This is a genomic window from Caballeronia sp. S22 (assembly GCF_964261745.1).
Lineage (GTDB): Bacteria > Pseudomonadota > Gammaproteobacteria > Burkholderiales > Burkholderiaceae > Caballeronia > Caballeronia jiangsuensis.
Window position 1 is genome coordinate 3110367 of the sequence record NZ_OZ180035.1, and the last position, 13491, is coordinate 3123857.

At 65.6% G+C, this 13491-nt stretch carries 14 protein-coding genes; 5 read left to right on the top strand and 9 right to left on the bottom strand.

The genetic code is table 11. The features are described from left to right. Positions 1–31: 31 nt before the first annotated feature. Entirely contained in the window at positions 32–910 is an 879-nt protein-coding gene (locus ACEN42_RS14590) for an ABC transporter ATP-binding protein (RefSeq protein WP_238209609.1), read from the bottom strand. 5 nt (positions 911–915) lie between these two features. Continuing rightward, positions 916–2043 carry an ABC transporter permease gene (locus ACEN42_RS14595; RefSeq protein ID WP_035497497.1) on the bottom strand — a complete coding sequence of 376 codons (1128 nt, stop codon included), beginning with the start codon at positions 2041–2043 and terminating at the stop codon, positions 916–918. 171 nt (positions 2044–2214) lie between these two features. Here ACEN42_RS14595 and ACEN42_RS14600 point away from each other — a divergent pair, with 171 nt between their 5' ends. The 3 genes from ACEN42_RS14600 to ACEN42_RS14610 are packed head-to-tail and all read left to right on the top strand — an operon-like array spanning position 2215 to position 4180. Continuing rightward, positions 2215–3102, top strand: coding sequence for a biotin--[acetyl-CoA-carboxylase] ligase (locus tag ACEN42_RS14600; protein ID WP_371880288.1), 888 nt, complete (start codon positions 2215–2217; stop codon positions 3100–3102). Further along, entirely contained in the window at positions 3099–3911 is an 813-nt protein-coding gene (locus ACEN42_RS14605) for a type III pantothenate kinase (RefSeq protein WP_371880289.1), read from the top strand. Before ACEN42_RS14600 ends, ACEN42_RS14605 begins: the two co-directional genes overlap by 4 nt. Before the next feature lie 29 nt (positions 3912–3940). After that, positions 3941–4180: a hypothetical protein gene (locus ACEN42_RS14610; RefSeq protein WP_035497494.1), complete on the top strand. Its 240-nt coding sequence runs from the start codon at positions 3941–3943 to the stop codon at positions 4178–4180. 15 nt (positions 4181–4195) lie between these two features. Here ACEN42_RS14610 and rfaE2 read toward each other — a convergent pair whose 3' ends face one another. The 7 genes from rfaE2 to ACEN42_RS14645 form a co-directional block, all read right to left on the bottom strand. Further along, positions 4196–4678: a D-glycero-beta-D-manno-heptose 1-phosphate adenylyltransferase gene (gene rfaE2 / locus ACEN42_RS14615; RefSeq protein ID WP_371880290.1), complete on the bottom strand. Its 483-nt coding sequence runs from the start codon at positions 4676–4678 to the stop codon at positions 4196–4198. Positions 4679–4829: 151 nt separating this feature from the next. Then, complete coding sequence (locus ACEN42_RS14620; RefSeq protein WP_371880291.1) at positions 4830–5705, bottom strand: ferritin-like domain-containing protein; 876 nt, start codon at positions 5703–5705, stop codon at positions 4830–4832. Positions 5706–6089: 384 nt separating this feature from the next. Next, positions 6090–7091 (bottom strand): MerR family transcriptional regulator, encoded by a 1002-nt coding sequence (locus ACEN42_RS14625; RefSeq protein ID WP_371880292.1) that lies wholly within the window; start codon positions 7089–7091, stop codon positions 6090–6092. A gap of 246 nt (positions 7092–7337) precedes the next feature. Continuing rightward, positions 7338–8099, bottom strand: a complete 762-nt coding sequence (locus ACEN42_RS14630) for a PhaM family polyhydroxyalkanoate granule multifunctional regulatory protein (protein ID WP_250482954.1) — start codon at positions 8097–8099, stop codon at positions 7338–7340. 40 nt (positions 8100–8139) lie between these two features. Then, entirely contained in the window at positions 8140–8967 is an 828-nt protein-coding gene (locus ACEN42_RS14635) for an enoyl-CoA hydratase/isomerase family protein (RefSeq protein WP_371880293.1), read from the bottom strand. Positions 8968–8986: 19 nt separating this feature from the next. Next, positions 8987–10156 (bottom strand): ABC transporter substrate-binding protein, encoded by a 1170-nt coding sequence (locus tag ACEN42_RS14640; protein ID WP_035497488.1) that lies wholly within the window; start codon positions 10154–10156, stop codon positions 8987–8989. Between the two features lie 97 nt (positions 10157–10253). After that, positions 10254–11240, bottom strand: a complete 987-nt coding sequence (locus tag ACEN42_RS14645; RefSeq protein ID WP_371880294.1) for a fumarylacetoacetate hydrolase family protein — start codon at positions 11238–11240, stop codon at positions 10254–10256. Between the two features lie 83 nt (positions 11241–11323). Here ACEN42_RS14645 and ACEN42_RS14650 point away from each other — a divergent pair, with 83 nt between their 5' ends. Both ACEN42_RS14650 and ACEN42_RS14655 read left to right on the top strand, forming a co-directional pair. Beyond that, positions 11324–12151, top strand: a complete 828-nt coding sequence (locus ACEN42_RS14650; RefSeq protein WP_371880295.1) for an IclR family transcriptional regulator — start codon at positions 11324–11326, stop codon at positions 12149–12151. A 95-nt stretch (positions 12152–12246) separates the two neighbouring features. Then, positions 12247–13464, top strand: coding sequence for a DUF3108 domain-containing protein (locus tag ACEN42_RS14655; RefSeq protein ID WP_371880296.1), 1218 nt, complete (start codon positions 12247–12249; stop codon positions 13462–13464). The last annotated feature ends 27 nt before the right edge of the window (positions 13465–13491 follow it).

Consider the following 13491-nt stretch of genomic DNA (forward strand, 5'->3'; position numbering starts at 1 on the left):
TTCGCGGCGGCGTCGGTGAGGCGTCGTTCGGCTATTTGTTGACGGCGATCGGCGCGTCCTCGAGCGCGGCCGGCGGCAGTTTCGCGCGGCGCTCGAGCGGCAGCGCCTGCAGCGCGCGACGCCCGCGCCGTCCGAGAAAATACTCGCGGATGAACGGATGATCCACCGCGCACGCTTCCTCCACCGGCGCCGCGACGAGCACGCGCCGTTCCGCGAGCACGGCGACGCGCGTCGAGAGCGCGACCATCGTATCGAGATCGTGCGTGACGAGAACGACGGTCAGCCCGAGCGCGCGATGCAGCGTAGCGATCAGATCGACGAACTCGTCCGACGCCTTCGGATCGAGGCCGGCGGTCGGTTCGTCGAGAAAGAGCAGTTCGGGCTCGAGCGCGATCGCCCGCGCGATGCCCACGCGCTTCACCATCCCGCCCGACAGCGCCGACGGCATCTTGCTCGCGTGCTTGCACGACAGCCCGACCATCTCAAGCTTCAACATCACGAATTCGCGGATCAGGTCCTCGGGAATCTTGCCGAGCTCGCGAAACGGCTGCGCGATGTTGTCGTACACGGTCAGCGACGAGAACAGCGCGCCTTGCTGGAACATCATGCCCGAGCGCGTGCGCAGCATTTTCGCCGTTTCCTCGTCCATCTGCGCCCATTCCTCGCCGAGCACGCGAATGGTGCCCGATGTCGGCGATTCCAGCCCGAGCATCTGCCGCACGAGCGTGGTCTTGCCCGAGCCCGATCCGCCGAGCAGCGCGACGATCTCGCCGCGCCGCACATCAAGATTCAGATGCTCGTGGATCACCGTGCGCCCGTAGCGCTTGGTGAGATCGCGCACCTCGATCACCGGTTCCGCGATGACGGGCGGCGGCTGATGGCGAACGGCTGTGGCGAGCGTGGTCGACATGGCGGTCAGAGTCCGACGTTCTGAAACAGGATCGCGAACACGGCGTCCGCGAGAATCACGATGGTGATCGATGTCACGACGGATGTCGTCGTGCCTTCGCCGAGACTCTGCGAATTCGCCTTGATGCGGAAACCGAAGTGACACGCGGCGAGCGCGATCAGCATGCCGAACACGACGCCCTTGCCGAGCCCGATCCACAGATTCGCGATCGGCACGACCGACGGCAGCGAGCGGATGAAGAAGTTCATGTCGATCGACAGCACGAGCTTCGCCGCCAGCGCGCCGCCCGTCAACGCGATGATGTTGGTCCACATGACGAGCAGCGGCATCGCGATACCGAGCGCGATCACGCGCGGCAGCACGAGCCGCAGGCCGTGCGGGATGCCCATGACCTGCATCGCGTCCAGTTCTTCCGTGACGCGCATCACGCCGATCTGCGCGGTGATCGCTGAACCCGAACGCCCGGCGACGAGAATCGCGGAGAGCACCGGTCCGAGCTCGCGGATCACCGAAAGCCCGAGAATGTTGACGATGTACTGGTTCGCGCCGAACGCCTGCAACTGCTGCGCGGACAGATAGCTCAGCACGATGCCGATCAGAAACGCGACGAGCGCGGTGATCGCGAGAGCCTGCGCGCCGGCGCTGTAGATATTGGCGGAGATTTCCGTCCACGGAATGCGCTGCGGACGGCGCACGAGCCCGACGAGATCGAGCACGAAGGCGCCGAACATCGCGAGACCGCCGTAGAGGTGATCGAAGAAATCGAAGATGAGCTGGCCGAGGCGTGTGACGGGATCGACGCGATCGACGGGCTCGGGTTCCTCGCGCTCGGCATCGAGCAGCGCGACGCGCTCGAAGATTTCGCGCTGGGTATCGGACAGCGCGATGGTCGCCGGCATCTTGCGGCCCCACACGCGCCACAGTGCCTGACCGCCGACGTGATCGAGCCGCTCGATCGACAACAGATCCCACTGGCCGATCGCCTCGCGCCCGATGGCGCGCAGCCGCCGCGTGACGCCGCTCTTCGCGCGGTCGCGGGCGAGCGCGAGCGCGGTCCACTGGCCCGAGAGCCGGACCACCTTGCCCTGCTGACCGGCTTCCACTCGTAGGCGCGGCGGCGTGTCGAAGTCCAAGGATCGATGGCGCGGTGAGACGCGGTTAAACGGGAGAGGACATTGTAGCGAAGTGTGTCGCGGGGGCGAGGGGATGATCTCACGCCGCGAAAGTCCGAAATCGGCGCCACACCTTACAAGGCGAGGTTTCAGCAAGCGAAAAACCGGCATTGCGCCGCTACAATATCCGCCATGAACTCAACTCCCTTCGCCCCCGACGCGCCCTGGCGCATCGACCGAACCCGGCTCGCGACGCTCGCCGAGCGGCCCGCCCGCGACTGGACCATCGATATCGTCGACGAAACGGGCTCGACGAACGCCGACGTGATGGAGCAGTTGCGCGCCTCGCGTCGCGGCACCACGCCCGCGCCGCTCGCCCGCGTCGCGTATTCGCAGACCGCGGGGCGCGGACGGCGCGGCCGCGCGTGGCTCGCCGAACCGGGCAATGCGCTGTTGATGTCGGTCGGCTGCGTGCTGAAGCGGCCGATCGAAGGGCTGTCGGGTCTGAGTCTCGCTGTCGGCACCGCCGTGCTCGACGCGCTTGCGCATCTGCCGCTCTCGCCATCCGCGCGACCCGCGCTGAAATGGCCGAACGACGTCCTGCTCGACGACGGGAAGCTCGCCGGCATCCTGATCGAAACCGCGTGGAATACGCCGGGCGCGACGGCGGTTGTCATCGGCATCGGCGTGAATCTGCATGGCGCGGAGCAGTTAGCCGCTCAGGTCGACGATGCCAACCGCCAGGCCACGCCGTCCGCGCCCGGCACCACGCCCGCGGCGCTCGCGCGCGCATGGCCCGACGCCAATCTCACCGACACCCTCGCCGCGCTCCTCAACGCACTCGACGCTGCGCTGCCGCGTTTCGAGACTGAAGGCTTCCGGCCGTTCCGCCAGCGCTGGCTCGACGCGCACGCTTGGGCCGGACGCGAAGTCGTGCTGATGGATCAAGGCATGGAAGTGACGCGCGGGATCGCATCGGGTGTCGACGAAAGCGGCCAGTTGCTGATCGACGCGCCCGAGGGCCCGCGCACGGTCACGACCGGCGAACTCACGCTGCGGCTCGCGCGGGAGCGTCCGTGAGCGAAGCGCCGTATCTGCTCATCGATGCGGGCAACAGCCGCATCAAGTGGGCGCTCGTCGATGACACCGGCGCGTCGCTGTCGAACGGCGCGTTCGAGCATGCGCATCATTCGACCGCCGCCGATGACGCCGCGCTCGATGCCTGGTCCGGGTTGCCCACGCCTTCGAGCGCATGGATTTCGAACGTCGCGGGCATGCCGGTGCAGAACCGCATCCAGCGTCTGATCGACGCGCGCTGGCCGACGCTCCCGCGCACCGTCGTGCGTGCGCGCGCCGGGCAGTGCGGCGTGATCAACACTTACGCGGACCCGACGCGCCTCGGCAGCGATCGCTGGGCCGGCATGATCGCCGCGCGGGCGGCCTATCCGGGCGAGCATCTGCTGGTCGCGACTTTCGGCACGGCGACGACGCTCGAAGCATTGCGCGCCGACGGCGTCTTCACGGGCGGCCTGATCGCGCCCGGCTGGTCGCTGATGATGGAATCGCTCGGCAGCCATACCGCGCAATTGCCGACGCTCGACGCCGCATCGGCGCGCGAGGCGCTGAATCAGACACGCAGTCTCTTCGCCACCGACACCGCCGCCGCGCTCTCGTCCGGATGCCTGCTCTCGCAGGCGGCGCTGATCGAACGCGCGTGGCGTGACCTGAAAGAAGACTGGCACGCCGACGTCCGGCTCGTGCTCGGCGGCGGCGCGGCAAATGAAATCGCGGGGGCACTCGACGTGCCGTACACGCGACATGATTCCCTCGTGCTGTCCGGCCTCGCGCTCATCGCGCGGGACGCGACAGCGCGCCAGTCGTCTGACTGACCGATTCGATTGATGGACGGAGCAAAAGAATGCTGCGCTGGCTGATCGCCCTTCTGATTCTCGGCAACCTGCTGATGTTCGCGGTCATGCGCGGCATGTTCGGCCCGCTTCCCGCCGCGGGCGCGCGCGAGCCGCATCATCTGTTGCAGCAGGTTCATCCCGAAGCGCTCGCTACGCGACCGCTGAGCCCCGAAGAAGCGTTCGATCAGCCGCGCGTCGGCGGACCGGCGCCTGCCGCCAACGTGCAGTCCGCGCCGCTCGGGCAGTGATCCCGCGAACGCGAATCAGGACTGCGCGCGGACCTTTTTGAGCAGCGCGGTCGTCGATCGATCGTGCTCGAACGCGATGGCGAGCGCCTTGCCGCCCCAGCCGCGCACCAGCGCCGATTCGGCCAGCTTGTCCATGTCGTAGTCGCCGCCCTTCACGAGCACGTCGGGGCGCAACGCATCGATCAGCTCGAGCGGCGTCGGTTCCTCGAACTTCACGACCCAGTCGACGCTTTCCAGCGCCGCGAGCAGCGCCATGCGATCGTCTTCGCGATTGATCGGGCGATCGTCGCCCTTGCCGAGCGTGCGCACGGACGCATCGCTGTTCACGCCGACGATGAGCGTCGCGCCGAGCGCTTTCGCATCGGCGAGATAGCTCACGTGACCGCGATGAAGAATGTCGAAGACGCCGTTGGTAAACACGATGGGACCGGCAAGGGCCGGACGGCGCGCGGCGAGCGCTTCGCGCGTGATGATCTTGCGTTCGAAAATGGCGGACATGTCGGCGCTCGTTGCGATGTGCTGAAAGCGCGCATTGTGCCACGGCGCTTTCGCCGCGAATCGAATCTAATCGATGCGGGCAGAAATGCAAACGGCCCGCCGGTTCTACCCGGCGGGCCGTTTCATCGTCAAGGCGTGAAGGACTGAACGCTCAGGCCGGTTGCTCGGCCCCGCCGCCCGGCGCGGCTTGCAGACGCAGCGTCACTTCCTTGCGATAGCGATTCAATTCCTGCGCGGTCACGAACGAACGCTCGAACAAAATGGACAGGTTGTGCAGAATGCGCTCGACGACCTTCTTCTCCCAGCTGTCGTCGAAGCGGATCTGGTCGTCCAGCCAGCGTTCGAGCCATTCCGGATCGGGCAGGCGGGACTGCACGGTGTCGCGCGGGAAGAGCGCCTGATTCACATGCAGGTTGGTCGGATGCAGCGGCTTTTCCGTGCGACGCGCCGACGCCATCAGCACGCCGATCTTCGCGAACGCCGCGCGCGCGGTGTCGCCCGCATTCGCGAGCGCCTTCTTCATGTAGCGCAGATAAGCGCCGCCGTGGCGGGCTTCGTCGCGCGAGATGGTTTCGTAGATGTGCTTGATGACTGGTTCCGTGTGCCACTCGGCCGCGCGTCGATACCAGTGATTCAGACGGATTTCGCCGCAGAAATGCAGCATCAGCGTTTCGAGCGGCGGCGCCGGATCGAATTCGAAGCGCACCGCGTGCAGCTCTTCTTCGCTCGGGACCATGTCCGGCTTGAAGCGCCGCAGATATTCCATCAGCACCAACGAATGCTTCTGTTCTTCGAAGAACCACACGCTCATGAAAGCGGAGAAGTCGCTGTCATGGTGGTTGTCACGCAGGAACATTTCGGTTGCGGGAAGAGCGGACCATTCGGTGATCGCGTTCATCTTGATCGTCCTGGCCTGCTCGTCGGTGAGCAGGGACGCATCGAATTTGTCCCAGGGAATGTCCTTCTCCATATCCCAGCGGACGGATTCCAGCGATTTATAAAGTTCCGGATAAAGCATGGTGTTCATTGTCCACCCCTGATGCCACGTATGCGACGTTATATCTAATGACTTCGGCCGAGACGCGCGGAAAACCTGCACGCAAGCAGCCAAGCTTTCAATTTTACGCGGGATTCGGTCGGCCTAAGACTAAAAGCGACAACGAGCGCTCAAATTCGGCGCTGCGGCGACGCGTCGCGCCGCGAAAACACTGCACTTCCTTGTGCAAATGTTGCTGTTGTGCGTCTTGTTCTACCGTGGGTGAGGAGCGAAACCTGTGCCTGAGGTATGGTCGAGTGGCGCCGATCCTGCCGCCGGAACTGCGCCGGCCGTGCAGTATGACGGACTCACATGACAGCGATGCGCATGCCACGCGAATTCCGCGCCAATGCTCGCCGCAGCGAGCGTTTTTCATCATAGCATGGCCGATTGGCGCCAATCCGCGACAGTTTCATCGATCGGGGTCAACCCTGCGACGTAATGCACGCCGTCGTTGAACTTGCGGCGCAGCGCGGGGCTGCTTCCACCGACCCAGATGCGCACGTGCGGGGGCAGCAGGTTGCGCAGATCGGTCAGGCCGTTCGCGATGGACTGCGCCGGCAGCACCGCCGTGAACGACAGCGCGACGATATCGACCTTATGCGCCGCCACGGCATCGACGATATCGTGCAGCGGCGTCTGCAGGCCGAGCTGGACGCAATCGCAGTCGGAGAGCGTGAACATCGCCTCGGCCATCAGGATGCCGAGGCCGTGGCCTTCGCCCGAGAGCGTCGTGAGCAGCACGCGCGGACGGCCGCCGCGCCCACGAACGGCGTCGGAAAGCGGGCGCATCAGCGTGCGCATCGCGGACTGGATCGCCTCGCTGAACAAATGTTCGTGATAGACCTGCAGCGTGCCCGCCGCCCACGCATTGCCGACCCGCGCCGACAGCGGCGCCGCCACGTCCAGCACGAAGCGCTCGAGCCCGTCGCGCGTCGCGCGCTTGAGCAGTCCGAAGCGGAACTCGTCGTAGGCGCTCGCGCGCAACAACGAGATCAGATGATCGAACTCCGCATCCGGCGCGTCCTGACCGACGCCCGAACTCTCAGCCAGTTGCTGCAACAACTCGATCGATTGTCCAAGCACCTTGCTCGGCCGGTGGCCCGCGTCGAGCAGGCGCTTCACGAGCCGCAGCTTTGTGACCTGCTCCTGCGGATAGAGCCGCTCGCCGCCGGGCGAACGCATCGGCTGCGGGAAGCCGTATCGGCGCTCCCAGACACGCAGTGTGTCCTTCGTCAGACCAATCTCCTGAGCGATCGCGCCAATGCCGATTCCCGTGGTGCCTGACGGCGCAGCGCGCGGCGGGACGGGTTCCGGCAGTTCGGCGCCATCGGAAGCCGAGTCAGAGTCGAAGTCCTGTTCTGATGTATTTGTCATAGACAGATCGATTTGAAGACACGCGCTTCACTCGATGCAGGTTACGTGCCCGACCCGCATGGTGGACAAATTTATACGCCGTCGATGTTTCATCATAGACAAATTCGAAACGGACGTCGGTGCTGAGATACATTTCCGCACCACTGTGGATGCGGATGACGCGAGACGCGGTCCGATGCAAATTTACGCATCGAAGGAAACGAAGGGCGTGCCCGACGGCGCGTTGCACGCCGCCGGGCATAAAAATCAGACGGGTTTCTTGCGCGGCGCGGCCTTGCGCGCGGGCGCTTTCTTCGCGGCAGCCTCGGACTTGTCCGTGGCGTCGTTCGCCGCCTGCCCGGCGTCGGTTTCATCGGCGGCGGGTTGCTCGCCTTCCCCGCCCATCGTGTTGAGCGGGCCGGTCATGCCGGGCTGGAGCATGGCGAGATGCGCGAGTTGATTGAACTGCGATTGCAGCACGTTCCACCAGCCGGTCGGATCGAAGCCGGGCGGCGTTGCGGCGTCGCCTGCCGCGCCCTCGCCTTCAGCCGATGTCGCGCTCGCCGGCGCTTCACGCGCGGGCTCCTGCTTCGGCGCGTCCGCTTTCGCCGCGCCGCCCATCGGCCAGCCGGCGGCAACGGTCTTCTTGTTTTCCGCCGCCGCGCCCTGCGCACTCTCGACCGACGATTGCGCATACGCGCCGAACGCCCGCAGCGTCGCGAGCGTCGCGCGTTGCACTTCGAGCGCCTGAATCGCCGATTGCAGCATGTTGAGATTGAGCTTCAGCCAGTGCTCGACGGCGCGCATGTCCGTCACGCGCTTGTCGAGTTCTTCGATGTTGGTGAGCGGAGCGAGCATGTCGGACATCATCGAGAGAGAGGGACCCATGCCCTGCCCGCCGCCCGGCATCGCGGCGGCGAATGGATTCAGGCGCATCAGCTCCCACATCTTGCCCATCATGTCGGCCTGGCCGAATCCGGGAAAACCGGGAATCGTGTAGGGCGGCGTGCCGCCGGCGTTATCGGTCATTCGACTCTCCTTGTTTTCTTGCGTGTGAGATTCGCGTGGCTCAGAACGGCGCGCCGCCCGGAAAGTCCGGCGCGCGCCGCTCGCGCAGCGAGCGCATGCCTTCGTGCACGTCCGGCCCGGCGAAACCCATGAATTCGAGCGCGAGCGAGGTATCGAAAGTCGGCCCCGCCGAGCGCAGCCAGTTGTTCAGCGCGTACTTGGTCCAGCGGATCGCGGTTTGCGAGCCTTGCGCGAGACGATTCGCCACTTCGATCGCCTTCGGCATGAGTTCGTTCTCGTCGACGGCGAGCGACACCAGGCCGATGCGCTCCGCCTCCTCGCCGCTGACCGGCTCGCACAGCAGCAGATAGTACTTGGCCTTCGCCATGCCGCACAGCAGCGGCCACACGATCGCCGCGTGATCGCCCGCCGCGACGCCGAGCCGCGTGTGCCCGTCGATGATGCGCGCCGACTTCGTCGCGATCGATATATCCGCGAGCAAACCCGCGACCAGTCCCGCGCCGACCGCGGGGCCGTGCATCGCGGAGACGATCGGCTTGCCGCAGTTGATCACGTTATAGACGAGATCGCGCGCCTCGCGCCATACGCGCGAGCGCACATCGAAGTCGTTCGCCATCTCCTCGACGAGCCCGAGATCGCCGCCCGCCGAAAAGCCCTTGCCTTCGCCGCGAATCAGCGCGACGCGCGTATCGGGATCGCGGTCGATGTCGCGCCAGATATCCGCCAGTTCGCGATGCATGTTGGCGTCGGCGGTGGAGAGGTTGCTCTTGTTCGCGCCCGCGCCGGGCATCACCACTTCGAGCACGCCGTGCGGATGGCGCCGCAACTCCAGCGACTTGTAGCTCGCGTAGAGGGAGAGATCGCTCATGATCCGGTTCAATCGAGAGTTAGCGCGGCTGATAGAGCCACTTGCCGTCGCGGATCTCGACCATCACGCGCGCGCGCTGGTCGAGGCCAATGTGATCGTTGGGCGTCATGTTGACCTGCCCGTTGGTGTCGGAAAAATTCTTCGTGCCTTCGAGCGCATCGCGCAGCGCGGCGCGAAATGCCGGCGTGCCGGGCGCGCCCGCCTTCATCGCGATCGGCACCGCGCGATTGAGCAGCATGCCCGCGTCCCACGCATACGAGCCGAACGCGGATACAGTGCCCGCGCCCTGCTTCGCTTCGTACAGTTTGATGTATTCGAGCGCGAGGCGCTTGGCCGGATGATCGTCGGGCAACTGCGCGGCGACGAGCACCGGGCTCGCTGGCAGGAACGTGCCGTTGCAGTCAGCGCCGCACACGCGCAGGAAGTCGCGGTTGCCCACGCCGTGGTTGTGATAGACCTTGCCCTTGTAGCCACGTTGCGCGAGCGTCTTCGGCGGCAACGCGGCGGGCGTGCCGGCCGCGCCGACGACCACCGCATCCGGCTTCGCCGCGAGAATCTTGAGGATCTGCCCGGTCACGCTCGGATCGGTACGGTTGAAGCGTTCGTTCGCGACGACTTCGATCTTGTGCAGCTGCGCGAACTTCGCGACTTCGGCATAGAAGGTCTCGCCGAGCGCGTCCGCCTGGCCGATATACGCGAGCGTCTTCACGCCGTGATTGCTCGCGTGCTCGGCGATCGCGGAGGCCATCATCGCATCGGTTTGCGGTGTCTTGAAGACCCAGCGGCGCTTGTCGTCGACCGGTTCGATGATCTTCGACGACGACGCGAGCGAGATCATCGGCGTCTGCCCTTGAGCGACGACATCGATCATCGCGAGCGAGTTCGGCGTGATCGACGAGCCGATGATCGCATCGACCTGATCCTCGCTGATGAGCTTCTTCGTCGACTGAACGGCTTGCGTGGTGTCGGATGCATCGTCGAGCACGATGTAATCGACGGGCTTGCCACCCATCTCCTTCGGCAGCAGCGCCACGGTGTCACGTGCGGGAATGCCGAGCGACGCGGCCGGTCCCGTGAGCGACAGCACGAGCCCGATCTTCACGTGCTGCGCCGTCTGCGCGAAAGCCGCTGTCGTCGCGGCGAGCGTGAGCACCGCGCCCGCCAGAAATGTCCACTTGCCTGCCGCCATCGATGTCTCCTTTTCTTTTGATCGTTTTATTGCTGCGCGAAGCAGCCCGGCAAAGTGTAAGGCGAGCCTTGCGCATGCCGCATCGGGCGAAACCCGTTCAGTGCTCCGGCTGGACGACCGCCTGATCGATCGCGCCGAAGATCGACTTGCCCTCTTCGTCGAACATCTCGATCTTCACGCTGTCGCCGAATTTCATGAACTCCGTCTGCGGCGCGCCGTGCTCGATGGTCTCCAGACACCGCTTCTCGGCGATGCAGCAGTAGCCGCGCTTCGTGTCCTTGTTCGAGATCGTGCCCGAGCCGACGATCGAACCCGCGCGCAGGTTGCGCGTCTTCGCGGCATGCGCGATCAGTTGGCCGAAGTGGAACACCATGTCCGTGCCGCAATCCGGCTGGCCGACCTTCTTGCCGTTCCAGTGCACGATCATCGGCCGATGCACGCGGCCTTCGCGCCACGCGTCGTCGAGTTCATCGGGCGTGACGGCGACGGGCGAGAACGCGGTCGCGGGTTTGCTCTGGAAGAAGCCGAAGCCCTTCGCGAGTTCGGCGGGAATGAGATTGCGCAGCGACACGTCGTTCACGAGCATCAGCAAACGCACGCTGCGCAGCGCTTCGTCGGGCATCGCGGCCATGTGGACATCGGACGTGATGACGGCGACTTCCGCCTCGAAGTCGATGCCATACGATTCCGTCGCGCACACGATGTCGTCGGTCGGGCCGATGAAGTCGTCGCTGCCGCCCTGATACATGAGCGGATCGGTCCAGAATTCGGGCGGCATGTCCGCCTTGCGCGCCTTACGCACGAGTTCGACGTGATTCACATACGACGAGCCGTCCGCCCACTGGAACGCGCGCGGCAGCGGCGCCATGCAGGCCTTCGAATCGAACTGGAACGTGTTGCGCGCGCGGCCGAGGTTCAGCGCTTCGTAGACGTCCATGAGTTGCGGCGCGTAGAAGGTCCAGTCGTCGAGCGCGCGTTGCAGCGTCGATACGATTCCATCGGCGATGGCCGCTGTGCGCAGATCGCGCGAAACGACGATCAGTTGGCCGTCGCGCGTGCCGTCCTTCAGCGTGGCAAGTTTCATAGAGCGGTTGTGGGTGACGTGGGATGACGTTAAGGGAAATCTATTTTACGATGGTGAATCCCCTGGCTGTGCTTTCGCGTTTCATGCAATCGACCCAATCCGCTCTTCCCGACGACGAAGACAACCTCGACGCCAGCGACGCCGCCGAGGAAAAAACGCGCTCCGGCATTCAGTCGATCGAAGTCGGCTTCCGGCTGCTCGACGTGCTCACCAACGAGCCGCGCGCGATGATGCTGCGCGATCTCGCGCAGCGCGCCGGCATGAGCCCGGCGAAGGCGCATCGCTATCTCGTGAGTTTTTTGCGGCTCGGCGTCGCGTCGCAGGATCCGGTGTCGGGGCGCTACGAGCTCGGCGGCTTCGCGTTGCAGATGGGGCTGGCGCGGCTCGCGCGCGTCGATGGCGTGAGGCTCGCGCGTATCGCGCTCGCAGAAATGCGCGACCGGCTCGATCAGACGGTCGGCATCGCCGTGTGGGGCAATCAGGGGCCGACCGTCGTGCACTGGATGGAATCGAGTCATCCGGCGAAGGCATCGCTCAAGCTGGGCGACGTGATGCCGCTCCTCTCGTCCGCGACAGGGCTGCTCTTCGCCGCGTATCTCCCGCGCAGCAAGACGCAGGCGATGCTCGACCGCGAACTCGCCGCTATGAAGCAGACAATGGCCGATGTCGAGCCGCTGCTCGCCGAAGTGCGCGAGCATGGCGCGGCGCGCGTCGAAGGCATGCTGCTGCCGACGATCCACGCGTTCTGCACGCCCGTTTTCGACTCGACGGGCGAACTGGCGCTGGGGCTCATCGCGCTCGGTCACGAAGGTACGTTCGATACGCGCTGGGACGGTGAAATCGATTCGGCTCTGCGCGAATGCGCGCGCGGGTTGTCGTACGAACTGGGGTACAAGGCCGGAGAGCGTTGACGGCGCTCGTCGATACGGGCGAGGAACATCGCTTCCATCGCGCGTGTCTTATGCGTTTCGCCTGACCCGCAACTCACGCTCTTCACCCCCGCACGATGCCACTGTTTCAGTTCCGCCGTCCTCGTCCTGCGTCGGGCGAGTCGCCCGATCCCGCTCCCGAATCCGCCACGCCGCGACGCTGGCCGCGCTGGGTGCTTGCCGTGCTGATCGTCGCGGGCCTGCACTGGAGCGCGATGCGGTGGATCGAACACAATCGGCAGCCGACGAACGCGCCGCCGGAGGCTCCGCCCGTGCAAGTGGAATTGCTGACGCCCAAGCCGATCGCACCGCCCGCGCCGACGCCGCCCAAACCGGCCGCTCCCGTGCCGGCGCCGCCGAAGGCCGCCGCGCCCGCCCCCGCAACGAAAGCAACGCCCGCGCCCGCTCCGGTATTGACCGCGGCGACACCGCAGCCGGAAGCGCCCGCCGCCGCGTCGGGCGTGGCGGCATCCGCGCCAGCACAAACGCAACCGCAAACACAAGCGCCAGCGCCCGCGGCGCAATCCGCTGCCGCATCGGGCGACAAGTTCAGTGTTCCGCCCTCGGGCGAGTTACGTTACGACACGCTCGTGAACGGCGTGATGAACCAGACCGGCACGATCCACTGGATCAACGACAGCCAGCATTACGAAATGGTCGTTTCGATCCCGTTGCCTTTCGTCGGTCCGTATGTGTATTCGAGCAAGGGGCATATCGACGGCTTCGGCATAGCGCCCGAACAGTATTCTGAACAGCGCGGCCGCCGCGCCGCCGACATCGCCATCTTCAATCGCGAGACGAAGCAGATCGTCTATACGAAGACGCCGCAGAGTCAGCCGCTCGCGGACGGCGCGCAGGACCGCTTCAGCGTCGTCATGCAGCTGGCGAGCCTCGTGCGCGGCGCGCCGGACAAGTACAAGCCGGGCGTCACGCGGCAATTCAACGTCGCGGACAACGACAGCAACGAGGTCTGGCCGATCGAAACCGTCGGCGATGAAACCGTGCAGGCGCGCGGCGGCTTCACGACCGCGCGCCATTTCACGCGCCTGCCGCGCAAGGAAGGCGACCGCCGCAAGCTCGACATCTGGCTCGCGCCGTCGATCGGCTGGCTGCCCGTGCGGATTCTGCAAACCGAACCGAACGGCATGCAAATCGAACTGCTCTGGGCCGGCAATCTCACGCCGCCATCGCAGGCGACAGGACAAGCTGTCACGCCGGGCACGCAAGATGCGTCTGAGGATTCCGCGCCCGCTGCGCCCGAATCGGCCGAAACGCCCGAGTCGGACAGACCGTAACGCGGCCGTCACACTCCGTGACACCGG

Bases quoted from the DNA above. Each gene is read 5' to 3' on its own strand.
- ACEN42_RS14590 (WP_238209609.1), bottom strand. From the start codon at position 910: ATGTCGACCACGCTCGCCACAGCCGTTCGCCATCAGCCGCCGCCCGTC.
- ACEN42_RS14600 (WP_371880288.1), top strand. From the start codon at position 2,215: ATGAACTCAACTCCCTTCGCCCCCGACGCGCCCTGGCGCATCGACCGA.
- ACEN42_RS14610 (WP_035497494.1), top strand. From the start codon at position 3,941: ATGCTGCGCTGGCTGATCGCCCTTCTGATTCTCGGCAACCTGCTGATG.
- rfaE2 (WP_371880290.1), bottom strand. From the start codon at position 4,678: ATGTCCGCCATTTTCGAACGCAAGATCATCACGCGCGAAGCGCTCGCC.
- ACEN42_RS14620 (WP_371880291.1), bottom strand. From the start codon at position 5,705: ATGAACACCATGCTTTATCCGGAACTTTATAAATCGCTGGAATCCGTC.
- ACEN42_RS14625 (WP_371880292.1), bottom strand. From the start codon at position 7,091: ATGACAAATACATCAGAACAGGACTTCGACTCTGACTCGGCTTCCGAT.
- ACEN42_RS14630 (WP_250482954.1), bottom strand. From the start codon at position 8,099: ATGACCGATAACGCCGGCGGCACGCCGCCCTACACGATTCCCGGTTTT.
- ACEN42_RS14635 (WP_371880293.1), bottom strand. From the start codon at position 8,967: ATGAGCGATCTCTCCCTCTACGCGAGCTACAAGTCGCTGGAGTTGCGG.
- ACEN42_RS14640 (WP_035497488.1), bottom strand. From the start codon at position 10,156: ATGGCGGCAGGCAAGTGGACATTTCTGGCGGGCGCGGTGCTCACGCTC.
- ACEN42_RS14645 (WP_371880294.1), bottom strand. From the start codon at position 11,240: ATGAAACTTGCCACGCTGAAGGACGGCACGCGCGACGGCCAACTGATC.
- ACEN42_RS14650 (WP_371880295.1), top strand. From the start codon at position 11,324: ATGCAATCGACCCAATCCGCTCTTCCCGACGACGAAGACAACCTCGAC.
- ACEN42_RS14655 (WP_371880296.1), top strand. From the start codon at position 12,247: ATGCCACTGTTTCAGTTCCGCCGTCCTCGTCCTGCGTCGGGCGAGTCG.